Genomic DNA, 21,892 nt, shown 5'->3' with positions numbered 1-21,892 from the left:
CCCCATCTCCGGCCGCCAGCACGCTGGCGCGGCCACTCGCCCGACCCATCAGAGGAACCCAGCATGGCTACATCGAGCTATACCGACACCCGACTCCTGATCAATAACGAGTGGTGCGACGCCGCCAGCGGCAAGACCCTCGACGTCATCAATCCCGCCACCGGCAAGCCGATCGGCAAGGTCGCCCACGCCGGCATCGCCGATCTGGACCGCGCGCTCGCCGCCGCGCAAAAGGGCTTCGAAGCGTGGCGCAAGATCCCCGCCAACGAACGCGCCACCACCATGCGCAAGGCCGCGGCACTGGTCCGCGAACGCGCGTCGGACATCGCCCGCCTGATGACGCAGGAACAAGGCAAGCCGTTCGCCGAAGCGCGTGGCGAAGTCCTGTCGGCGGCTGACATCATCGAATGGTTCGCCGACGAAGGCCGCCGCATCTACGGCCGCGTCGTGCCGTCGCGCAATCTGGCAGCCCAGTCGCTGGTGCTGAAAGAGCCGATCGGCCCGGTCGCCGCCTTCACGCCGTGGAATTTCCCGGTCAACCAGGTGGTGCGCAAGCTGAGCGCCGCCTTGACGAGCGGTTGCTCGTTCCTCGTCAAGGCGCCGGAAGAAACCCCGGCGTCGCCGGCCGCCCTGCTGCAGGCCTTCGTCGAAGCAGGCGTGCCGCCCGGCACGGTCGGCCTCGTGTTCGGCGACCCCGCTGAAATCTCGAGTTACCTGATTCCGCATCCGGTCATCCGCAAGGTGACCTTCACCGGCTCGACGCCGGTCGGCAAGCAACTGGCCGCCCTCGCCGGCCAGCATATGAAGCGCGCCACCATGGAACTGGGCGGCCACGCCCCGGTGATCGTCGCGGCCGACGCGGACGTCGCGCTGGCCGTCAAGGCCGCCGGCGGCGCGAAGTTCCGCAACGCCGGTCAGGTCTGCATTTCGCCGACGCGCTTTCTGGTCCACAACAGCATCCGCGAAGAGTTCGCGCAGGCGCTCGTCAAGCACGCCGAGAGCCTGAAACTCGGTGACGGCCTCGCCGAAGGCACCACCCTCGGGCCGCTCGCGAATGCCCGCCGCCTGACCGCCATGGCCAAGGTGCTCGACGACGCCCGCGCCACCGGCGCCACGGTCGCCACCGGCGGCGAGCGCATCGGCACGGAAGGCAATTTCTTTGCCCCCACCGTGCTGACCAACGTGTCGCTCGAAGCGGACGTGTTCAACAACGAACCGTTCGGCCCGATCGCGGCGATTCGCGGCTTCGACTCGCTCGAAGACGCCATTGCCGAAGCCAACCGTCTGCCGTACGGCCTGGCCGGCTACGCGTTCACGAAGTCGTTCGCCAACGTGCATCTGCTTTCGCAGCAGCTTGAAGTCGGCATGTTGTGGATCAATCAGCCGGCTACGCCTACGCCGGAAATGCCGTTCGGCGGCGTCAAGGATTCGGGCTACGGCTCGGAAGGCGGCCCTGAAGCCGTGGAAGCTTATCTGGTGACGAAGGCCGTGACGGTGATGTCGTCCTGATCGGCTGATCTGCGAGGAGGTTGGCAAGCAGGCTTTGCCTCATCCACTGAAGCACAAGGCGGCCCCGCGAGGGGCCGCTTTTTTTGTCTCTGCGCAACGGGTGCCCGGCGGTTTTATCGCGCTCCACTGGCCGCTACGCGAACCCTTGCGACTGTTATTTTCTGAAAGATTCGCACGAGCGTAGCGCGGGCGGCGCAGCTCAAGATGTGGCCGCAAAAGCCGTTAAACAGACGAGAGGCGTGCTCGCGTATTTTCGACGACAGGGTGTCGAGCCAGATGCAGATCGCGAAACGAACGAGGCGCGCAGCAATCTTCGCAAACGGCGAACAACAGATCAGGATTCGCTCAGGCGCATCGACGGCGCGGCAACCGCCGTTGCAGTCATGAAAGCGCCTGAATTCAGGCACATGATGCTGAGCGGTATGGATCCCGTGACACGCTTGCCAAAGGACCGATAACATGCACTGGGGCCTCCTGCTCATCTCGCATCGCACGCCCCGATCCGTTAGGACAACGGTGAACCCGCAGCGTGAAATCTATCGCGCCTATCGGGCGCTGGTTGTGCTTTCGCTGCTCGCCTGCGGCTGCGTGTTCGCGGCTGCCCCGGCAAGCGCCAGCGAGAGCGTCTTGCGGGTGCTGGCGTGGCCCGGCTATGCCGATCCCGATGTGGTGAAGGCCTTCGAAACGCGCTTTCATGCGAAGGTGGAAGTGACGCTGGTCGATTCCGACGAAGCGCTCTGGGACAACATGCACGCTGGCCGCATGCCCCCGTTCGATGTACTGGCCGCCAACACGGCGGAAATCCAGCGCTACACCCGCGAAAATCTGCTGGCGCCGCTCGATCTCACGCAGATTCCCAATACCCGCCGGCAATTGCCGCGTTTTCAGGCGCGCTCGTCGATCGAGGGGCTGACGGCGGACGGCAACGTTTACGCCATTCCGTTCACCTACTCGTCGATGGGTCTGATCTACGATCGCAAGCAGATTGCGGTGGCGCCGACTTCGATGGCTGAACTGTGGAATCCGCGCTATCGCGGCAAGGTGCTGGATTTCAATAGCGCGCAGCACAATTTCTCGTTTGCCGCGCTTGCCCTCGGCTATCGCGACCCGTTCAAGCTGAGTGCCACGCAAAGCCGCGCGATCGCTCTCAAGCTGATCGATCTGCGCCGCAATCTGCTCACTTACTACACGCTTCCCGAGGAAGCGACGGCGTTCTTCATCCAGCACAAGGTCGCGTTGATGTTCGGTAACTACGGCACCCAGCAACTCGAACAGTTGCGCCGTGCCGGTGCCGACGTGGGCTACGTGATCCCGGACGAAGGCGCGCTCGCCTGGCTCGATTGCTGGGCCGTGACGAGTGCGGCAGCCAATCGCCCGCTCGCGCTCGCGTGGATCAACACCATGCTCGAACCGGACGTCAGCGCGCTCCTGACCCGGCGCCAGGGCCTCGCCAACACGCTGACGCCGTCGCCCGAGAGCAATATCAACGCGCATCTGGTGTGGATTCGCCCGGTGACCGACGTCGAGCGGCGTGAAGCGCTGTGGAGCAAGATCGTCTCGGGCGATCTGCCGGAAACTTTCCAATGATGCGCCCCGGTCTCACGATCAAGCTTTCGCTGCTGCTCGCGTGCATCGGCGTGGTTGCCTCCGGGGCAACCGGCTACTACGCGTACCACGCCAATCGCACGATGCTCGTGCACGAAGCCGAGCAGAACCTGCTGACCTCCACCGGAATGCTGGGCCAGCGCTTTTCGGCGGCGATCGACGACATGGCCGCCGACGCCCAGGTGCTCGCCGCACTGCCGTCGACCGCGCCAGTCGCGCAATTCGACGACGGTTCCGGCACTAACCCCGCCCGCGAACGGCTGGCGAGAGTTTTCAGCAGCTTCATGGCGTCGCATCCCGGCTATCTGCAGATTCGCCTCATCACGCGCCAGCATCATGGCCTGGAACTGATCCGTTTCGACCGCAACGCACAGAGCGCGGTGCGGGTCGAAGCCAGCGGACTGCAGGAAAAAGGTCAGTTTGCCTACGTATTCGACACGCTCGCATTGCCGCCGCGCGGCATCTACATTTCGCCGATCACGGTCAATCACGAGCAAGGCGCGCATTCCGCCGAAGGCAAGCCGACGCTGCGCCTCGCTACACCCGTGATGGCTGCGGACGGCAGCGTGGTCGGCGCGCTGGTGATCGACGTGGATCTGGCGAGCCTGCTCAAGGTGCTGCAGGTCGATTTACCGCAGGACTACCAGGTATATCTCGCCAACGAATGGGGCGATTTCCTGGTGCACCCGAATGCCGCACAGACTTTCGGTTTCGACCGCGGACGGCGCATCCTGATGCAGGACAGCTTTCCGGCAACCGCGCCGCTGTTCCGGCAAGCGGAAAACGATGTGCTGATGAACGGACTGGTGCACCCTCAGCAGGCCTCCGGCCTCGTGCTGGCGTTCGTCCGCAGGCCGTTCGGCGTCGCGGACGGCAACCGCTTCATCGTCCTCGGGCTCGCCAGGCCGCTCTCCGACGTCCTGACAGGCGCAACGCTGCTCGGCGAGCGCATCGTGCGCATGGTGGTGGTCTCCAGCATCCTTGCGTTTCTGCTCGCTATCCTGTTCGCGCGCGCGCTGACCAAGCCATTGCACATGCTTGCGCACGCCGCCACCCATTTCTTCGCAGACCATACGATGGACGCCTTGCCGTTGCGGCGCACGGATGAAATCGGCGTACTGGCGCGCTGCTTCGACCGGATGCGCCTGGAAGTGCGCTCGCAGCTCGACGTGCTCCATCACAAGCAGCATGAGCTGGTCCATCTCGCCAGTCACGACGCCTTGACCGGCCTGCCCAACCGCATGATGTTCGCCAACCGGCTGGAGACGGCGATTCACGAGGCTGCCGCGAAAGGCGAGCGGCTCGCCGTGCTGTTCGTCGATCTCGACCGCTTCAAACAGATCAACGACCAGTACGGGCACGCCGTCGGCGATCGGGTGCTGGCCACCGTGGCGCGCCGTCTGCAAGCGGTCGTGTCCGGCAGCGAGTCACAGGGCGATATGGTGGCGCGGCTCGGCGGCGACGAGTTCATCGTGCTCATCAAAGGCGCCCGTTCGACCGAAGCCGCGCAGGAGATCGCCATCGGCATCATCCGCGCCTTGAACGACACGTTGCTGATCGATGGGCAATCGATGCTGGTCGGCGCGAGTATCGGCATCAGCCACTATCCGGCCGACGGCACTTCCGCCGAAGCCTTGCTGCTCAATGCCGATGCCGCGATGTACGCGGCCAAATCGGGCGACCACCCGTCGTGGCTGCACTATCAGGACCTGCTCGCCACGCGTACGCGCACCACCGGCGCGCCGGCCACCGGCGAGTCTGATGGCGCGACGGATGTCGCGCGGGACGGCGATGCGGACGCGGAGCGCGTCGGACCCGCGGCGGCTCGAGAAATAGCGGGGTGAGAGGCACCTGCCACTCGCCGCGTCCACTCCGCCTTGCGGCCCAGAATAGGGGCTTCGATAAAACGCCACGAGAGTTTCGCCAGCAACAGCGAGACGCCAAAAGAAATCACGATCCCCGCAAGCCGTATCCAGGCCGGCTCGCCCGCGCCATGGAACAGCGCCTCCACGCGGTTCAGCCGCGCCGGATCCGGCACGAAGTTGTGATAGAGGTAGAAGCCGTAGCTGATGCGTCCCAGCGACGCCAGCCAGCGTGTTTCCAGCACGCCAACCACTAGGCTGCTGCCACTGCACGCAATGGCACACACGATGGACGCAATGCACGTGCCGTAGAGCGTGCAGACGAACGTGTAGACGACAGGGTTCGAAGCCGTCGTCCAGTCCGGCTCAGTCGTACATAGCACCGCTACGCCGAGCAGCAATACGATGAAGCTCGACGGCCGTAACAGAAGCGCTCGCAGTATCGAGCCTTCCCTGCGCAGCCAGGCCCCGCCGATACCGCCAAGTGCCAGCATCCAGAAGTTGGTCAACGGGTGCGTGTAGATCACAATATCCGGCGTGCCTGCCGCCCGCATCGACAAGGTGGACACCACACCGGTCACGAGGACTGCGTAGCAAACCAGCAGATGCCAGCGCACCGGTATGAACAGCAGCAGCGGCGCAAAGAACAGATAGAACTGCTCCTCGATCGAAAGACTCCACAGATGCGACCACGGGCCGGGCCAGTAACGCAACACGCCGCCGATCCACAGATTCGACAGGTAAGCAAAATGAAATGGCAGGCCGCCTTTCAGTTGAGGACTGGCATGTCCCAGCATCATCAGGACTGCCATGATTGCCAGCAGCAGGTAGTAGACCGGAAAGATGCGCAGCGTCCGGCGCAGCAGAAAGCGTTTCAGTTCGACGAGGAACTCGCTCGCGCCCGCCTCGATGGTTCTGCGTTGGGCGCTCAGAATACCGGTGATCAGAAAGCCGCTCAGCGCGAAGAAAATCCATACACCGAGATGACCCGCCTCAGCGCGACTGCCCAGCACCCGATGCTGCAGGAACACCATCAGCACCGCTATAGCACGTAGTCCGTCGAAACCGCGAATCCTGTTGTCCATGAGTGCCGTCGTCCGGTTCGGTGCATGCCTGTCACATGCGGATTGCTGAAGGCCGTGGCGACACGGTTGAGAGGCCGCTCGCGCGGCGCACTCAGGCCATCATAGGACGTCATGGAAGAGAAAAAAACTGCAGCGGCGCAACGCGGAAATTTAAAGAAATGCCGCCTTTTTCGCGCCAAATAGTTTGTTGTAAAAAAATAATTCCGCGCCGACCTGGGCAGCACGCCGCGCTTTTTAACCGGCTTGGCTAGCCGGCTTCACCAGCCGTTTCCGTTGCGAATGGCACGCAGCGCGGCGTCGTTTCAGACACCGAGATCCGGATGCCGGTTAGCGAGTTCAGTGATCCACTCGGTAAATGCGCGTACGCGCGAACTCATGCGCCGATGCGGATACAGAATCGACAACGGTGTTGACGGGATCGTGTAGGCGGTGAGTATTTCCTGCAACTCGCCCCGCGCGATCATATCCGCCACCATGAAACGCGAGGGCTGGATAATGCCGTAGCCCAGCGTACCCGCGGTGATGTAGACAGTGCCGTCGTTCACCGCCAGCGCGCCGTCCAGGGTCACCTTGACCACTTCGCCGTTCGCCTGGAATTCGAAGGGGAAAACCTTGCCGGTGCGCGCCGACACATAGTTGACGGCGCGATGCCCCTGCAGCTCTTCGAGCGTGGTTGGCGTGCCATGCTCGGCAAGATACGCGGGCGACGCACAGGTCGTGATGCGCGAATTGCCGATGCGCCGCGCGACGAGACTCGACTCTTCCAGAAAGCCCATGCGGATCACGCAGTCGACGCCGTCCTGAATCAGGTCGATATTGCGGTCCGCGAGGCCGAGACGCACTTCGATCTCCGGGTACTGCTGGTAAAAGTCGCCGAGGGCCGGCAACAGCAACGCCTTCGCCAGGGTGCCCGAGGTATCGACCCGGATGGTGCCCGCGGGACTTTGCCGCTTGTTCGACAGCGACGACTCCGCCTCGGAGATCTCCGCCAGGATGCCGACGCAACGTTCGTAGTACAGCGCACCGTCTTCAGTGACGCTGACCTGGCGCGTGGTGCGGTTCAGGAGGCGGACGCCGACATGCTGTTCGAGCGCCTGAATCAGGTTGCTCACCGAGCCGCGCGGCAAATCCAGCAGTTCTGCTGCCTTCGAAAAGCTGTTGGTCTCGACCACGCGGGTGAAGACTTCCATTGCCTGGAGGCGATCCATACGGGGTAATCCTCGTCAGTCATCGTGACACGGCATGTCGGGCACCGCTCGCCCGTGCCGGGTCGGGTGCGAACGGCCACCGGTGCGCGGACGGCACCGTTGCCGACATTATGTCCGAGCGCTGGCTCAATGTGTGCCGCGAGGCGCGTGTCGCGCGGGTTGACCCTCACTCACTGCCACTGCGCGCCCGCCGCCGCTGGACAGTGACGGCATTTGCTGGCACGATTAAAAGCATTGCGGCTCGTGCCGCCATTTCGCCTTTCCCTGGTCTCGATGAAAATCCACGCTATCCAAGCCCCCGCTCGTTCGATGCGTATGTTCCTGGCAGGTTCTCCCCCTAGGCGCTGAGGGCTTTTTTGCTTCTAAAAAAGGACGCCGCTGGCGTCCTTTTTCTTTTCTGGAGCGGCAATGACGTACCGATACATCACCACGCCCATTTACTACGTGAACGACCGGCCCCACATGGGCCATGCCTACGCAAGCGTCCATGCCGACATCATGGCCCGCTATCTTCGTGCAGCCGGCGCCCGGGTCATGCTGCTCACCGGCGCCGACGAGCACGGCGAGAAAATCGCCAAGGCCGCCATGCAGGCCAACGAGGCGCCTCGCGCGTTCGCCGAACGCCACGCGCAGTCGTTCCAGCAGGCGTGGCGGCGTCTGTCGGTCGAGCCGGACCGGTTCGTGCGCACCACGGCGCCGGATCACGCGCGGGTGGTGTCGGCGTGCCTGACGCGTCTGTACGACGCCGGCGAGATCTATCTGGCGGATTACGAAGGCCTTTACTCGGTCGGCCAGGAACGCTTCGTCACCGAGAAGGAACTGGTGGACGGCAAGCTGCCGGAGGACAAGGAGCCGCCCGTGGTGCGGCGCGAGCCCAATTACTTCTTTCGCATGGAGGCGCACCGGGCATGGATGCGTCAGTTGCTGCTCGACACGCCCGATCTGATCCAGCCCGCGCAGTACCGCAACGAAGTCCTCAGGCTGCTGGAAGAACCGATAGGCGACCTGAGCATCTCGCGACCGGTGCAGCGTCTCGCGTGGGGTATCCCGATTCCATGGGACGCGCAGCACGTCACCTATGTCTGGTTCGATGCCCTGCTCAGCTATGTCTCGCCGCTAGGCTATCCCGATCAGGCGGACTTTGCTGACTTCTGGCCTGCGGCGCGGCATGTGATCGGCAAGGATATTTTGCGCACGCATACCCTCTTCTGGCTGAGCATGACGCACGCGCTAGGGATCGCGCCGTACCAGCGTCTGCACGTATCCGGGCATCTGCTGGGCGCCGATGGGCGCAAGATGAGCAAATCGCTCGGCAACGGCGTCGATCCGCTCGCGGCTGCCGACACCTATGGCGTCGACGCGCTGCGCTATACGTTGATCCGCGAAGTGAGCTTCGGCTTCGACGGCATCATCAGCGAAGCGGTGATCGAACAGCGTCTGAATCGCGATCTGGCCGACGACCTGGGCAACCTTGCCGCGCGAAGCTTGTCGATGGTGGTGAAGTACCGCGGCGCTCGCGTGCCCGCACCCGGACGCCATGAGGCGGCCGACGAGGCGTTGATCACGCGGGCGGCCGCACTGCCGTCGGCCGTGCTGGCTCTGGTGGAGGAAATGAAACTCGGCCGCGCCGCCGAACAGGTGATGGAGTTCGTGAAACAGCTCAACGCGTATGTGGCGAGCAGCGCGCCCTGGACATTGGCCAAAGACGCCCAGAGCGCCGGGCGCCTGGATACCGTGCTCCACACCTTGCTCGAAGGGCTCTGTTGCGTTTCGAACCTGCTTCATCCCGTGATGCCGGGCAAGATGAGCGAGCTGCAAGGCTGGCTCGGCGTGACAGATGGCCCCGGATGGCATCGCGCGTGGGGCGATGGCGTCAAACCCGGCAGCCTCGTCAAGGAAGGCATTCTGTTTCCCAAACGGGCGGCCTGAATTGATTGGCGGTGATGTCCGCGTTGCTTCGGCTTCACCTCGCGCAGCGTTGCAGCAAACCGATCAGCGCCAGCGGGTCATACGGCTTGCGCAGCGGGATGGCGTTATGCAGCAGTACCCGCTGTTCAGGCGTCAGCACGAGGTCGTAGCCGGTCAGGAAAATCACCTGCAGTTGCGGATGCCCCCGGCATGCATCGATCGCCAGATCGACGCCCGACTTACCCGCTAACCCGACATCGGTCAGCAGCACGTTGACCGGCTGCGCGGCGAGAATGCGCTGCGCTTCGACATCGCTGCCGGCTTCGACGATCTGCAGTCCGAATGTCCGCAGCAATTCAGCCGTACTCAGGCGCACCAGCTCGTCGTCTTCGACATACAGGATGCGCAGACGATTGAGGGCATCGGCCGCGTGTACGGCCTCGATTCCCGCAGCGCCTCGCCCATCGACGAGCGCCGCAAGACTCGCATCCTGCACCCCGGCAGTACCCTCATCCACGCTCTCCCCGATTTGATTGCGCATCACATGGCGGATTTTTCGCGCGAGCGCTTCGTAGGTGTACGGCTTGCTGAGCAGTTCGATGCCCTCGTCGAGCCGGCCGGCATGCACGATCGCGTTGTCGGTATAGCCCGAGGTGAACAGCACCGCAATGGCGGGCAAGCGCTCGCGCGCCTTGCGCGCCAGCTCCGTGCTGCGCAGCGGCCCCGGCATCACCACATCGGTAAACAGCAGATGAATCGGCACGCCGCTTTCCACGATCGCCAGCGCACTCTGCGCGTCCTTTGCCCTGAGGACCGAATAGCCCAGCTCCGTCAGCATCTCTACAACAGTGGAGCGGACATCCTCGTCATCCTCGACCACCAGCACCGTTTCCGCACCGCCCTTGGCGGGACCCGCGTCGAGCTGGGTCTCGCGGTCCTCCTCCTGACGCACGCGCGGCAAATAGAGCCGCACCGTCGTCCCGTGACCGGGCTCGCTGTAGATCTTGACGTGGCCGCCCGACTGCTTGACGAAGCCGTACACCATGCTGAGCCCGAGTCCTGTGCCCTGACCTTCCGGTTTGGTGGTGAAGAACGGTTCGAAGGCATGTTCGCGCACTTCCGGCGGCATGCCTGAGCCGGTATCCGTGAGCGCCACCATCACATACTGGCCGGGCGTCACATCCGCATTGCGCTGCGCGTAGGCGTCGTCGAGCGAGGCGTTACCCGCTTCCATCGTGAGCTTGCCGTGTCCGCGCATGGCGTCGCGCGCGTTGATCGCCAGATTGAGCAGCGCGTTCTCGACCTGAAACGGATCGACCAGCGTATTCCACAATCCGCCCGATACCACCGTCTCGATCTCGATGCCGTCGCCGAGCGCCCGGCGAAACATGTCGTCCAGTCCGCGAATGAAGCGGCCGAGATTGACGACCTTCGGCGCGAGCGGCTGACGCCGGCCAAAGGCCAGCAACTGCGAGGCGAGATTCGCGCCGCGCGCCACGCCGGCGAGCGCGTTGCGCACCCGCAGTTCGGACCGCTCGACCCCAGCCACGTCCTTGGCCAGCAGTTGCAGATTGCCGCCGATTACCTGCAGCAGGTTGTTGAAATCGTGCGCCACGCCGCCGGTCAGCTTGCCGATCGACTCCATCTTCTGCGCCATCCGCAGCGCTTCCTCGGCGTGCTGCAAGGCTTCGGCGGTTTCCTTGTCGGTGGTGACGTCGCGCCCCACGCCGTGAATGCGATCCGAGGCCCGGTCGAGCGAGAGGGTCCAGGCGATCCAGCGCCACGATCCGTCGGTGCGCTTCAGGCGGGTCTCGTAACGCGCCGGCACGCCCGAGCGCCGCAAGCGCGCCAGTTGTTCGGTGACCAGCTCGACATCGTCGGGATGAACCAGCTCCATATACGAGTGCGACATCAGCCAATGCTGCGAATAGCCGAGCGTGCTGTGCCATGACGGACTGATGCGCTGCAGTGCGCCGTCGAAATCGGCCACCACCAGCAGATCCTCGCTCAGTTCCCACAGCCGGTCGCGATCGGCGACGGCCTCGCTCACGCGCCGCTCCAGGGTCTCGTTCAACTCGCGCAGGGCTTGCTCGGCCTTGGTGCGCTCGGCGATTTCCGTTTGCGCCGCCTGATACAGACGCGCGTTGTCGATCGCGGTGGCCGCCTGCGCCGCAATCCCCACGACGATGCGTTCGGCCCGGGCGTCGAAAACGCCCGGCTCAGGATGGCCGAACAGCAACCCGCCGAGTACCTCGCCACTGCGCGAAATGACGGGCGCCGCGAGGTAACTGCGCACCGGCAGATGCCCCGGCGGCATGCCGTGAAACGGTGCGCTCAGGCCGTAGCGCGGATCCTGCGTGACATCGTCGACCCGGACGATGCCCTCGCCGTTGAAGGTCTTCTCGAATAACGCGGTGTTACGCGGCATCGGCAGGCTGGCGAACGCTTCGCGCGGCGCACCGGACAGCGAGTACAGCCGGTAGCGCCCGCTCCTGCCGGCTTGTTCCGCCTGCGGGTCGTACACGTTGTAGAAGAACGAGCCGAAGGCGGCGCCGGTCAGCTCCGTCGCCGCGTCGGTCACCACCTGCACGGCGCGGCTCAGGTCGAGTTCCGCCGCCACCGCGGTGCCGACGCGGTTGAGGATCTCCAGGGTGTGCGACTCTTCGCGCAACTTGAGTTCGGTCTCCCGCCTCAGCCGGGCCAGTTGCAGATTGCCCGTTACACGGGCCAGCAGTTCGCGCGCCGAGAACGGCTTGGTCAGATAGTCGTCGGCGCCGGATTCGAGACCGCCTACCCGCGCCTCTTCGCCGGCGCGGGCCGAAAGCAGCAGCACCGGCGTCTCGCGCAATTCGGGGTCGCCGCGCAACGCGCGTAGCAGACCGAAGCCGTCGAGCCGCGGCATCATCACATCCGAGACGATCAGGTCCGGAGCGTGGGCCCGCGCCGCCTCCAGCGCATCCTGCCCGTCCACGGCAACCGCCACCTCGTGCCCCGCCTGGCTGAGAATGCGGCGCATGTAGTCGCGCAGATCGGCGTTGTCGTCGACCACCAGCACGCGCCCGGCCAGCTGTCCGGCAGGCACGACGGGCGGCGCTCCGGCCTCGTCCAGCAAGGGCGGCGGTTCGTCGACTTCGACTTCGGACAGCGGGTTCGAAGCGGGAATCCAGCGCCGCGCGGCATCCACATACGCCAGGACGTTGCGGCTCAGCGCAGCCGGTGCGGCCGGTCCGGACGCCGTTGCGACGGCGCCCTGGCTCACGCGCGGCAACACGACGGTGAAGCGGCTGCCGGTGCCGGGCACGCTCTCGACCGCGATCGTGCCGCCGTGCAGCTTGACCAGCTCCTGCACCATCGCGAGACCGATGCCGCTGCCCTCGACCGAGCGGCCCGGCGATCCAGCCACGCGGTGAAACCGTTCGAACAGGCGCGCGATGTCATCGGGCGCAATGCCGATACCCGAGTCGGCCACGCTCATTGCGATGCTGCCGTCCGGCGTCTGCCTCACCGTCACCGTAATCGCACCGGAGAAGGTGAACTTGAACGCGTTCGACAGCAGATTCATCACGACCTTTTCCCACATGTCGCGATCGATCTCGGCGATCAGCGGAGCAGCTCCGCAATCCACTTGCAGCTGCAGCCCGACGGTTTCGATGGCGGAGCGAAACAGCGAGGCCAGCTCGGCGGTGAAAGCGGCGATATCGGTCGGTTGCGGACTGATCTGAAAACGCCCCGCTTCAATGCGCGAAAAGTCGAGCAGCGCGTTGACGAGCTTCAGGAGCCTCAGGCCGTTGCGATGCGTGATCTCGATCAGATTGCGATCGGCGTGGTTCGCCGTCTCGGGTCTCGCGAGCAGTTCTTCGAGCGGACCCAGCATCAAGGTCAGCGGGGTGCGGAATTCGTGGCTGATGTTCGAGAAGAAGGTGGTCTTGGCGCGGTCGATTTCGGCCAGCGCCTCCGCGCGCCGCCGCTCTTCCTCATAGGCGTGCGCGTAACCGATCGCCCCGCCGATCTGCCCCGCCACCAGATTGAGGAAAGTGCGGTAGCCGTCGTCGAGCAGCCGGCACGGATTGAGCGCGACCACCAGCACGCCCGCCCGCGCCGTCTCGCCGCCCGGCATGATGGGCAGCACGACCGCCTCGGTCGGTTCGCGGTTCCATGGCCCGCTCGGCAAACCGGCACCAAAGCGTTGTGCCAGATCCGTCACGACCATCGGGCTTTGCGTGCCCAGCACTTGCGCAAACGGCCAGTGCGCGGCGTCGCCGGCGCGCATCGCTTCGGGTGCCGCGCGGTGGCCGCGCGCAATACCGCTCAGGCCCGCGAGGGCAACGTCCGCGCCCCCCGGTTCGGCCATGTACAACAAGGCAAACGGAATATCGCGCGCATCGGTCTGCAAGGCGCGCACGCTCAACTCGCAGGCGTCACGCCACAAACGCGCATCCGCGGTCGAGGCGGCCAGATCGCGCAACAGCATCAGTTGCCGTTCGCCGATCACCCGCGCGGTGTCGTCGCTATTGGCGCAGATGATGCCGCCGGCGCTGCCGTCGTCGTTGGGGATCGGGCTGTACGAGAAGGTGTAGTACGTCTCCTCGGGAAAACCGTTGCGCTCCATGATGAGCAGCTTCTGCTCGACGAAGGTGCCTTCGGCCCCTGTCAACGCCGTATCGAGCAGCGGCGCGATGTCGCTCCAGATTTCGTGCCACACGACCTCGGTCGGCTGGCCGAGCGCGACCGGATGCTTGCCGCCAATAATCGACTTGTACGCGTCGTTGTAGAAGAACAGCAGTTGCGGGCCCCAGCCGATCCAGATCGGCTGGCGCGAAGTGAGCATGATACGGATCGCGGTTTTCAGGCCCTGCGGCCAGTTCTCCGGCGTCCCGAGCGAGGTCGCGCTCCAGTCGTGCGCGCGCATCAGCGCACCCATTTCCCCGCCGCCGACCAGGAAGGTCGTGCTCAAACTGGCGCGCAAGGCGTCAGCCGTTCGGCTATCCGGCTTCATTCCCGCAATCTCCTCGGCACACTTCTCTCGTTGGTCTGGTTCTGCTGGAGGTTCGCAAGCGGCCCGCCACGCGTGTTACGCCTCGGCAATGCAAACTGGCCCGTTGCGCCAGATTCTCGCATGCAGGAGATTGCCCTGCAAAGATGCGAAAGCGAGGGAATCCCGAGGGTAAATTCACCCGCGAGCACACCGAATGCCGCATGTGGCGTTTTCCGCTACATTGATGCGATCTTGCCAGGCGCGGTGAGGCGTCGAATCCAGTAAATTGTGCTGGTCCCGCGATCCGAGCGCAGTCCAATCCGGAGCAAAAATGACCCATGATGCCGCCGCTTCCAGCGCCTATTCCACCACCTCGCCGACGCGTGCCGAGGTCGACACGCTTGCGGGCGCAACGGTTCTTGAATTCGGCACCGACTGGTGCGGTTACTGCCAGGCCGCTCAACCGTTGATCGGCGAAGCGCTTCAGGCGCATCCCGAGGTGCGGCGTCTGAAAATCGAGGATGGTCCGGGCCGCCCGCTCGGGCGCTCGTTCAAGGTCAAGCTGTGGCCCACGCTGATCTTTCTGCGCGATGGCGCCGAGATCGCCAGAGTGGTGCGGCCCGCCCATGTGCGAGCCGTGGAGGACGGGTTGAGCGCGCTCGCTTGAGCCGCGCGTCTGCGCATGCGTGTGGGCAGCGGCGCGGCGCGTTACTTCGACAGGCGTGCCCGTACGGTGTATTCGCTGTTGAGCACGGCATCCCGTTCCGCCTCTTCTTCCCGCGGCGCATGAAAATCGGCGGATAGCGGCTCGACCGGATAACCGCGCCGCTCCCATGCGTCGAGCCCGCCCTTGAGCGCCTGGACGTGATGAATATTCTTGGCGTGGAGCTGCGCGATGATCCGCTTGGCGGTCGCTTCATTGGGACAGACGCAGTACACGACGATCGGCCGCGTCAGCAATCCGGAATCCAGCTGCTCGGGCGAGTGCAGATCGAGCGCCCGTGCGCCGGGAATCCGGTACGCTTCCTTGGCGCGCACTTCCGGAGGACGCGCATCGAAAATGAGCGGCGGCGCGCTCGACTTCATCAGTTCGTCCAGTTGCTCCGGACTGATGCGAATCTTCGCCAGCCAACGGCGAAACTGCACCCGGCGCACCCAGCGATAGGCGATGAACACGACGGCCAGCACCGCAAACAGATCGAAGATCGTGCCGCCGTTATGCCGTACCAGCAGCATCCCCTGCGCGATATAGTCGTGCAGCGCGGCGCCGCCCACCAGCCACGCGCCCGCCCACAGCGACGCACCCAGCAGGTCCCACAGCAGGAACACGCGCGGATCGATATTCGTGGTGCCGAGTAACGGCGCGGCAATCAGACCAAGCCCGGGGACGAATTTGGATACCGCGAGAATCGGCGCGCCGTGACGTTCAAAGACGTTACGGGCGGTACGCACGGTGGCATCGAACGACAACGAAAAGCGCACCAGCGAATTCAACATGCGCCGCCCGCGCAGCCGCCCGGTGGTGAACCACAGCGTATCGGCCAGCAAGGTGGCGCAGACCGCCGCGATGAACACGCTCGAATACGACACCTCGCCCACAGCGGCCATGGTGCCGGCGAGCACCAGCATGGGTGCGGCCGGCAACGGTGCGCCAAGCTGCGTGACGAGCACGCTCATGAAGACCGCCCACGCGCACAGCGCAGGCGGAATAGCCGTAGGGAAATGCCACACCATACTGCTCCTGTGGAAAACCGTCGTCGCTCGCCGCACTCCCGGTCCGTCGCAGCCCCTCGCAAGGCATTCATCGAACACGCACGACCGTGAAAGTGAGCCGCCGCAGCGGACAGAGCCAGCCACGAATGGGGCTGCACAACGCCGGGCGTATCGTCGCCTCCGGGATTCTAAACAAAAACGTTGTTGGGCATCGCTCAAGCGGGCACATATCAATGCGCCGGGCGCGCCATCAGATCGTCGAACAGTGCGGCGTACGTCGGGCCGATAGACCGTGGAATGTGAGCCACGCCATCGCGCTTTTGCGTCGAACCGTTCGCTTGCGCTCTGAACGACCGGCGCCAGGGACGCTAAGCTAGTCCCAATCCCGTTCCTCACAACGCCAGCAGCGGGCCCGCAGGCTCGTCGCACACTTACGTTTACATTACAAAGGAAGGCGCCGTGGACCGCATTGGCAACACCGCGTTAAAACTGACAAACCGGGGCACCCCGAGTGCCGCGGCAGCGTCCACGAGCCGCGAGGAAACGCTCGCGCAACGGATTCGCCGCGGTCTGAAGGCCGGCGAATTCGGCGTCGCCTTCCAGCCGGTCGTCCATGCACAGACGTTTCGGCTGCTCAATGTCGAATGCCTGCTGCGCTGGCAGCATCCTGAGTATGGTTTGCTGTTGCCCGAGTGCTTCGTGTCGGCTTTCGACGATACGCAGACCTCACGCGAGGTCACGGAATTCATGCTGGAGTCGGTGTGCCGGCAACTCGGCGAAATGCGGCGTGCCGGCGAGACCCTCCCGGCTACCACCATCAATATCCAGCCTTCGCAGTTGCTCGACGATACGCTCACCGCCGCCATTCGCGACACGACGCGGCGTCACGACGTCGATCCGTCGCTGCTCGAACTCGAACTGGTCGCCACGGAAGACGCGTCGACGCTGTTGTCCACCCAGGAGTTCACGCGCACCTTGCGTCAACTCGGCGTGCGGATCGCGCTGAACGACTTCGGCTCCGGTTATTCGCCGCTCGCGATGCTCGGCGTGGCCCAGATCGATACGGTCAAACTGGCACGCGGGTTCATGACGCACGTGCCGGTATCGGCGCGTGACTGTGTGGTGATGACCGGACTGCTCGATCTGCTCGACAAGCTGGATATGCGAGTCGTCGTGGAGGGTGTAGAGAGCGAGGCGCAGTTACGCTGGCTCAGGCAACGCCCGGGGGTGTACGTGCAGGGCTACCACGTGGCGCGCCCGCAAACAACGCTCGCGGATGCGCTGACGATGAATTGAGCGATGTATGCCCCCTTGGCCTGCAATAGCGTCAACTCGACGTGAACGCAACATACGGCCCGGTGCCGCCACCCGCCGACGTCTTGCCCGAGATGCCATAGTAGACGTGACGTCCATAGAAGAACGGCAAGCCCATGTCGAAGATGCCGGTCATATAGGACGCCATATCGTCGAACGCGTAGTTGCCCGAAGCAAACAGCGTGTTGGCATTGGCCACGTTGAAATCGACGGTCGCAGTCGCCGTATTGCTGATGGCTATCGAAACGGAACGTGCCAGCGTGGTGCCCGGTATGTACTCCTTGAGGCTGTTCGTGCCGATGGTCGAGTCCTGGAAAAACAGCGCGGCCGACCCTGAATCGAAGTATGACGTGCCACTGTAGGTCACGCCGTTGTACGTCGCGTTGAAGTCGCCGGACGCATTGGTTTGCAGCAGCGTCGCGCCGCTCCCCGCGAGCCGGTTGTTGGCCTGCGTGTCGATACCAAAGACCAGTGTGCCGATTGCCGATGCCCCGCCGCACGCCGCAAAAACCGTAATGAGCGCCGTGACGAACGCCCAGACCATGGTTTGCTTCATGTTCGTTCTGCTCATTGCAAGTCGTCGGGGCTGATGCCCTGCGGGAACGCGCCCGGCAAATAGGCCCGGCCGGTGAAATTGCCCATATGGCCGCCCGACTGAACCACGAGACCTGGCTGCTGCACGGAAACGGGCCCGTGACCGCCGTGTTGAGCGGCGTGCAACGCACTCGCGCCTTGCAGATACGACGAAAAATAGCGACCGAGCAACGTGTTGAGCGGCGCCATTTGCGGGCCATGCCAGACCACCGCGAACACGGTCCCGCTCTGCGCGAGATATTCGCGCACGACCGTGCCGCCGTTCAGCGTGGTTTCGTTGACCGTGTATGGCACCTCGGCCAGAGTGACGTGCTGGACCAGCCTTGTCACCTGACTCGCACTGGCGGCGGCCCAGGTGGGCGCACCGCCTAGTTCGGCGTGCGCAGGAATGCCGGCGACGCACGCCGTCAGGGCGGCAGCCGCGCAGAGCATGCTGGTTCTCATCGATTCTTCCCGTGTGATTCGTCGCGTGACAGGCGTGAACTGACCTTCAGTTCATCACGACAGCACGGAATATTACGGGGATGACGGGATTTCGATCCGCAGAAAAGAGCCGGAGAACAGGTCCATTTGCCGGTTTGCCCAATGCCCCGTGGCGGCTTACCTGGCGTGGCTGAACGCGGCTGAGCGCGGCGATCGTCAAATCTTGCAGCGGCCTGGTAAGTCGTTATACAGGCTTCGCGCAACGCGAATAGGCGCTGGCCATGCAGCCTTCACCTGGGCGCGTTTTTCAACCGCTCCGTGCACGCCGCGAATGGCTGCGCAATGTGTCGATTTCATCGAGCAGATCGAGCACCAGCGCAATCCCAGGCGGATTGATCTCCAGTTCGCGCGCGAGGCGGCTGGCGGTGCGCACCCGGCGCAACGATGCGCCACTAAAACGCCACTCGTGCGGCGCGGCTCCTCGCGGAGTAAATGCGCCTTCAGCGACCCACAGGGCCACCTCGTCTTGCGACGCACCGCTCGCCTGGCACAGTTCGACGAGCGTGAACTCCATCTCTTCATTGACAATCTGGCCTTCCAGATAGGTCGTCACGGACTCTTTCATGATGAGCGATCATCCATAAAAATGCGCACGTGGGTCGAAGTTGAAGGCCTGCCGCATCGCGTCATAGGCGGCGGCAGCGCGCTCGGTGTCGGCCGGCGGCAAGACGATGGTGAGGATGACGTAGAGATCGCCGGGCGCCGGGCCCGGAATGCCTTTGCCTTTCAAGCGCAAACGCCGTCCACCTTGCGACCCCTTGGGCACGGTCATTTCGACGGAGCCATCGGGTGTCGGCACCTTGATCTGGGCACCGAGCGCCGCTTCCCAGGGCGCCACCGGCAGATCGAGCGAAACATCGCGGCCATCGACACGGAAGCGCGAATGTTCCCGAAAGGCGATCTCCAGATACAGGTCGCCGGGCCGGGCGTTGCCCAGTGCGGGGCCGCCCTGGCCGTTGAGCCGCAGATGCTGGCCCGCACGAATGCCCTTGGGTATCGTGACGTCCAGCGTACGCGACTGCAGCGTGACATTGCCCTGCGGGTCGAGCACCGGCATTTGTAAGGCGATGGAGCGCTGCGCCCCGCGGTAGGCGTCTTCCAGATCGATCAAGACTTTCGCGTGGTGATCCTGTCCGGCCATCGCGGCAGCGGCCTGCCGCTGCTGCTGCGCGCCGCGCGCATGACCAAACATGGCTTCGAAGAAATCGTCGAGACTGGCCTCACCCGCCGCTTCCCTGGCCGCCCCGCTGAATTCGAAACCTTCGTCCCAGTTCGGCGGCGGCTGGAATTCCTGGCCGTTCTGCCATTCGCTGCCCATGCGGTCGTAGGCTGTGCGTTTTTCTGGGTCTTTCAGCACCTCGTACGCCTCGCCCACTTCCTTGAAGCGTTCCTCGCCGTCCGCCTCTTTGGTGACGTCCGGGTGGTACTTGCGCGCGAGCTTGCGATACGCGCGCTTGATCTCATCCTCGGTGGCGCTGCGCTCGAGGCCGAGGGTCGCGTAATAGTCCTTGTATTTCATGTGGAAGACAGCTCATAAAAGTGGGGACGGCACTGCGTTCGGATCCGGCTGCCTTATTACTTTATACGACTGCGCCGCGCACGTGCGACAGCTAAGCGTCGATGCGCAGGCGCCTTGCATGCAGTTGCGTCGTGGCGACGCCGTGTCGTCAGTTCTACACGCCAGCTATGCGTCTGCAAGATCCAATCCCGCTGCCCTAACGTGCCGGTCGCCGGTCAAACCCCACCATCAGGACCATGAGTTGCTACGTCTCGGGTAGATTCACTCAAGGAGCCTCTCATGAGCAAACCCGAACACACGACACCGCCGGATCTCGAGCATCCGCCGCATGCCGGCCATAGCGACAACGAGAAAAGCAAGTTGCCCGAGCGCGACGACGAAAACCGCAACCAGTCGCCGGCCGACCGGCCGGGCAAGAAGCCGGGTGAAGGCGAGCCATCGGTCAGTTAGACGTCGCGGCTTGCTGGGTTGAGTAGCGTAGTTAGGATGGCGGTTGCGGGCGTCACGAGTGTCACGACAAGGCGCTGGTTCGCGCCCGCGTGTGGAGCGCCATCATTCGCGCGCTACTCGCCCATTACTCGCCCGCGACCGGCTGCGCAGCAGCACCCACGCCACGGCGCGCGGCAGACCGGCTGCGCGTCAGCCACCACGTCGCGATGCGGTCGAGCGCGGTACATAGCACGAGATAGATGAAACCGACGAGCAGGAAGATCTGCACCGGATACACCATCAGGCGGTTATTCACCTGAGTGGCGACGAACGACAATTCGCCGACCCCGACGATATACGCAAGCGACGTGTCTTTCACCAGCGAGACCCACTGGTTCACGAACGAAGGCGTCATGATCCGGATCGCCTGCGGCAGCAGCACATGACGCAATGTCTGCATGCGCGTGAGTCCGAGCGACATCCCGGCCTGCCATTGCCCTTCGCCGACCGCCAGGATGCCCGCGTGGACCGAATGCGCGAGATACGCGCCGCCGATCAGCGAGAGCGCACAGACGACCGCCGCGAGGCCAGGTACGTTAACGTGGAACACCACCGGCAACAGGAAGAAGGTCCAGAAGATCAGCATCAGGACCGGAATCGCGCGAAAAAATCCAATCACGAGCAACAACGGCACCCGCGCGATGCGACCCGCCAAGGCGAGCGCAATACCGCCTGCCATGCCGAGCAGCGCCGAGGCGAGCGCCGACGTCACCGCGAGCACTAGCGTCAATGCCGCGCCGCCCAGCGGCCCGTCTGGAAACGCACCGACCAGCAGATACGGCAGGTTGCTCAAGAATAGCGAACCCATCATCAGCGCCTCGCAAACGATAGGTCACGCCGATACGTGACGACCCGCGCAAGCGCCTCGATCAGCGCCACCACGGCGATATACAGCAGCGTCGCCACCCCGAACGCCGCGAAGGTCTGGAAGGTTTCGGTCTCCACCTGGCGGGCTGCGTACGATAGTTCGGCGAGCCCGATTGCCATCGTCAGCGAAGAGTTTTTGACTAGGTTCATGTACTGGCCGAACAGCGGTGGCAACGAAATGCGTACCGCCTGCGGCAACACGACATGGCGGAACGCCTGCCATGGCGTGAGCCCGAGCGCGGACGCCGCGTGATGCTGACCTGCCGGTACGCCGCGCAGTCCTGCCTGGAACTCCTCAGCAATGAAGGCCGCCGTATAGCAGGTCAGTCCGAGCCAGCCGGCCACGAATTCGAACGACGGCCACCGTATCGCCCACGCCGCCACGTGAAGGCTGTGCGCTGTATTCAGCCATTGCATGACGGCCTCGGGTAGCAAGGTCGCCACGCCGAAATACCAGAACAGCAATTGCACCAGTAACGGCGTATTGCGGAATGCGACCACGTACGCGCCGGCGAGATGCCGCACCAGACGATAGCGCGCATGTCGCGCCATCGCCAGCGCGAAGCCGACCGCCGTCGCCGCGACGGCCGCGCACAACGCAAGGCCGACCGTCACGCCGAAACCTTGCCACAACCACGTCAGATACTTTGGAGCGAGCCATGCCTGCATCGTCGGACCTGCTGGATTTCATCGAACCTTGAAACGCAGAGGGGCACGCCAAGGCGCGCCCCTCTTCTTCTCTTCACGCCGGCGGATTCGCC

Annotated in this window: 17 protein-coding genes and 1 pseudogene; 8 read left to right on the top strand and 10 right to left on the bottom strand. The window is 64.2% G+C overall.

The window, feature by feature from the left end; translation table 11 throughout:
* The first annotated feature begins 63 nt into the window (after positions 1-63).
* The 4 genes from P3T43_RS02245 (at position 64) to P3T43_RS02230 (ending at position 4,958) form a co-directional block, all read left to right on the top strand.
* A complete protein-coding gene (locus tag P3T43_RS02245; protein ID WP_429279384.1) occupies positions 64-1,509 on the top strand; it encodes an NAD-dependent succinate-semialdehyde dehydrogenase in 1,446 nt (481 codons plus the stop codon).
* Between the two features lie 83 nt (positions 1,510-1,592).
* Complete coding sequence (locus tag P3T43_RS02240; protein ID WP_429279383.1) at positions 1,593-1,967, top strand: hypothetical protein; 375 nt, start codon at positions 1,593-1,595, stop codon at positions 1,965-1,967.
* A 1-nt stretch (position 1,968) separates the two neighbouring features.
* Positions 1,969-3,096, top strand: coding sequence for an extracellular solute-binding protein (locus P3T43_RS02235; RefSeq protein ID WP_429279382.1), 1,128 nt, complete (start codon positions 1,969-1,971; stop codon positions 3,094-3,096).
* Complete coding sequence (locus P3T43_RS02230) at positions 3,093-4,958, top strand: diguanylate cyclase domain-containing protein (RefSeq protein WP_429279381.1); 1,866 nt, start codon at positions 3,093-3,095, stop codon at positions 4,956-4,958. Before P3T43_RS02235 ends, P3T43_RS02230 begins: the two co-directional genes overlap by 4 nt.
* Positions 4,959-5,047: 89 nt before the next feature.
* Here P3T43_RS02230 and P3T43_RS02225 read toward each other — a convergent pair.
* Positions 5,048-6,061: pseudogene (locus tag P3T43_RS02225) on the bottom strand (acyltransferase family protein); the annotation flags it as partial.
* Between the two features lie 302 nt (positions 6,062-6,363).
* Positions 6,364-7,269 carry a LysR substrate-binding domain-containing protein gene (locus P3T43_RS02220; protein ID WP_429279380.1) on the bottom strand — a complete coding sequence of 302 codons (906 nt, stop codon included), beginning with the start codon at positions 7,267-7,269 and terminating at the stop codon, positions 6,364-6,366.
* Between the two features lie 408 nt (positions 7,270-7,677).
* On the opposite strand from P3T43_RS02220, the gene metG reads away from it, so the two are divergent.
* On the top strand, positions 7,678-9,198 hold the full coding sequence (metG, locus tag P3T43_RS02215) for a methionine--tRNA ligase (RefSeq protein WP_429279379.1): 1,521 nt from the start codon (positions 7,678-7,680) through the stop codon (positions 9,196-9,198).
* A gap of 34 nt (positions 9,199-9,232) precedes the next feature.
* Here the strand turns inward: metG and P3T43_RS02210 are convergent, their stop codons facing one another.
* Positions 9,233-14,173, bottom strand: coding sequence for a response regulator (locus tag P3T43_RS02210; RefSeq protein ID WP_429279378.1), 4,941 nt, complete (start codon positions 14,171-14,173; stop codon positions 9,233-9,235).
* Between the two features lie 310 nt (positions 14,174-14,483).
* Here P3T43_RS02210 and P3T43_RS02205 point away from each other — a divergent pair, with 310 nt between their 5' ends.
* Positions 14,484-14,819, top strand: coding sequence for a thioredoxin family protein (locus tag P3T43_RS02205; protein WP_429279377.1), 336 nt, complete (start codon positions 14,484-14,486; stop codon positions 14,817-14,819).
* Between the two features lie 41 nt (positions 14,820-14,860).
* Here the strand turns inward: P3T43_RS02205 and P3T43_RS02200 are convergent, their stop codons facing one another.
* Positions 14,861-15,883, bottom strand: a complete 1,023-nt coding sequence (locus P3T43_RS02200; protein WP_429279591.1) for a VTT domain-containing protein — start codon at positions 15,881-15,883, stop codon at positions 14,861-14,863.
* Positions 15,884-16,324: 441 nt separating this feature from the next.
* On the opposite strand from P3T43_RS02200, the gene P3T43_RS02195 reads away from it, so the two are divergent.
* Positions 16,325-17,161 carry an EAL domain-containing protein gene (locus P3T43_RS02195; protein WP_429279376.1) on the top strand — a complete coding sequence of 279 codons (837 nt, stop codon included), beginning with the start codon at positions 16,325-16,327 and terminating at the stop codon, positions 17,159-17,161.
* Between the two features lie 31 nt (positions 17,162-17,192).
* On the opposite strand, the gene P3T43_RS02190 is transcribed toward P3T43_RS02195, so the two are convergent.
* The 4 genes from P3T43_RS02190 to P3T43_RS02175 all read right to left on the bottom strand — a co-directional run bounded on the left by P3T43_RS02190 (position 17,193) and on the right by P3T43_RS02175 (position 19,775).
* Positions 17,193-17,735 (bottom strand): DUF3443 family protein, encoded by a 543-nt coding sequence (locus P3T43_RS02190; protein ID WP_429279375.1) that lies wholly within the window; start codon positions 17,733-17,735, stop codon positions 17,193-17,195.
* Between the two features lie 11 nt (positions 17,736-17,746).
* Positions 17,747-18,217 (bottom strand): DUF2844 domain-containing protein, encoded by a 471-nt coding sequence (locus tag P3T43_RS02185; RefSeq protein WP_429279374.1) that lies wholly within the window; start codon positions 18,215-18,217, stop codon positions 17,747-17,749.
* Between the two features lie 286 nt (positions 18,218-18,503).
* Complete coding sequence (locus tag P3T43_RS02180) at positions 18,504-18,821, bottom strand: chaperone modulator CbpM (RefSeq protein ID WP_429279373.1); 318 nt, start codon at positions 18,819-18,821, stop codon at positions 18,504-18,506.
* A 9-nt stretch (positions 18,822-18,830) separates the two neighbouring features.
* On the bottom strand, positions 18,831-19,775 hold the full coding sequence (locus P3T43_RS02175) for a DnaJ C-terminal domain-containing protein (RefSeq protein WP_429279372.1): 945 nt from the start codon (positions 19,773-19,775) through the stop codon (positions 18,831-18,833).
* A gap of 279 nt (positions 19,776-20,054) precedes the next feature.
* Between P3T43_RS02175 and P3T43_RS02170 the strand changes: the two genes are divergently transcribed.
* Positions 20,055-20,225 carry a hypothetical protein gene (locus P3T43_RS02170; protein WP_429279371.1) on the top strand — a complete coding sequence of 57 codons (171 nt, stop codon included), beginning with the start codon at positions 20,055-20,057 and terminating at the stop codon, positions 20,223-20,225.
* A 124-nt stretch (positions 20,226-20,349) separates the two neighbouring features.
* Here the strand turns inward: P3T43_RS02170 and P3T43_RS02165 are convergent, their stop codons facing one another.
* Positions 20,350-21,072, bottom strand: coding sequence for an amino acid ABC transporter permease (locus P3T43_RS02165; protein WP_429279370.1), 723 nt, complete (start codon positions 21,070-21,072; stop codon positions 20,350-20,352).
* Positions 21,073-21,074: 2 nt separating this feature from the next.
* Entirely contained in the window at positions 21,075-21,800 is a 726-nt protein-coding gene (locus P3T43_RS02160; protein ID WP_429279369.1) for an amino acid ABC transporter permease, read from the bottom strand.
* Positions 21,801-21,892 lie beyond the last annotated feature (92 nt).

Source organism: Paraburkholderia sp. GAS41, assembly GCF_050436545.1.
In the GTDB taxonomy this organism is placed as follows: domain Bacteria; phylum Pseudomonadota; class Gammaproteobacteria; order Burkholderiales; family Burkholderiaceae; genus Paraburkholderia.
This window is presented reverse-complemented; position numbering and strand designations above follow the sequence as displayed.

Excerpts from the sequence above, each read along its gene's own strand:
- P3T43_RS02190 (WP_429279375.1), bottom strand. The coding sequence starts at position 17,735 with ATGAAGCAAACCATGGTCTGGGCGTTCGTCACGGCGCTCATTACGGTT.
- P3T43_RS02160 (WP_429279369.1), bottom strand. The coding sequence starts at position 21,800 with ATGCAGGCATGGCTCGCTCCAAAGTATCTGACGTGGTTGTGGCAAGGT.
- P3T43_RS02220 (WP_429279380.1), bottom strand. The coding sequence starts at position 7,269 with ATGGATCGCCTCCAGGCAATGGAAGTCTTCACCCGCGTGGTCGAGACC.
- P3T43_RS02230 (WP_429279381.1), top strand. The coding sequence starts at position 3,093 with ATGATGCGCCCCGGTCTCACGATCAAGCTTTCGCTGCTGCTCGCGTGC.
- P3T43_RS02185 (WP_429279374.1), bottom strand. The coding sequence starts at position 18,217 with ATGAGAACCAGCATGCTCTGCGCGGCTGCCGCCCTGACGGCGTGCGTC.
- P3T43_RS02235 (WP_429279382.1), top strand. The coding sequence starts at position 1,969 with ATGCACTGGGGCCTCCTGCTCATCTCGCATCGCACGCCCCGATCCGTT.
- P3T43_RS02180 (WP_429279373.1), bottom strand. The coding sequence starts at position 18,821 with ATGAAAGAGTCCGTGACGACCTATCTGGAAGGCCAGATTGTCAATGAA.
- P3T43_RS02165 (WP_429279370.1), bottom strand. The coding sequence starts at position 21,072 with ATGGGTTCGCTATTCTTGAGCAACCTGCCGTATCTGCTGGTCGGTGCG.
- P3T43_RS02205 (WP_429279377.1), top strand. The coding sequence starts at position 14,484 with ATGACCCATGATGCCGCCGCTTCCAGCGCCTATTCCACCACCTCGCCG.
- P3T43_RS02170 (WP_429279371.1), top strand. The coding sequence starts at position 20,055 with ATGAGCAAACCCGAACACACGACACCGCCGGATCTCGAGCATCCGCCG.
- P3T43_RS02175 (WP_429279372.1), bottom strand. The coding sequence starts at position 19,775 with ATGAAATACAAGGACTATTACGCGACCCTCGGCCTCGAGCGCAGCGCC.
- P3T43_RS02245 (WP_429279384.1), top strand. The coding sequence starts at position 64 with ATGGCTACATCGAGCTATACCGACACCCGACTCCTGATCAATAACGAG.
- P3T43_RS02210 (WP_429279378.1), bottom strand. The coding sequence starts at position 14,173 with ATGAAGCCGGATAGCCGAACGGCTGACGCCTTGCGCGCCAGTTTGAGC.
- metG (WP_429279379.1), top strand. The coding sequence starts at position 7,678 with ATGACGTACCGATACATCACCACGCCCATTTACTACGTGAACGACCGG.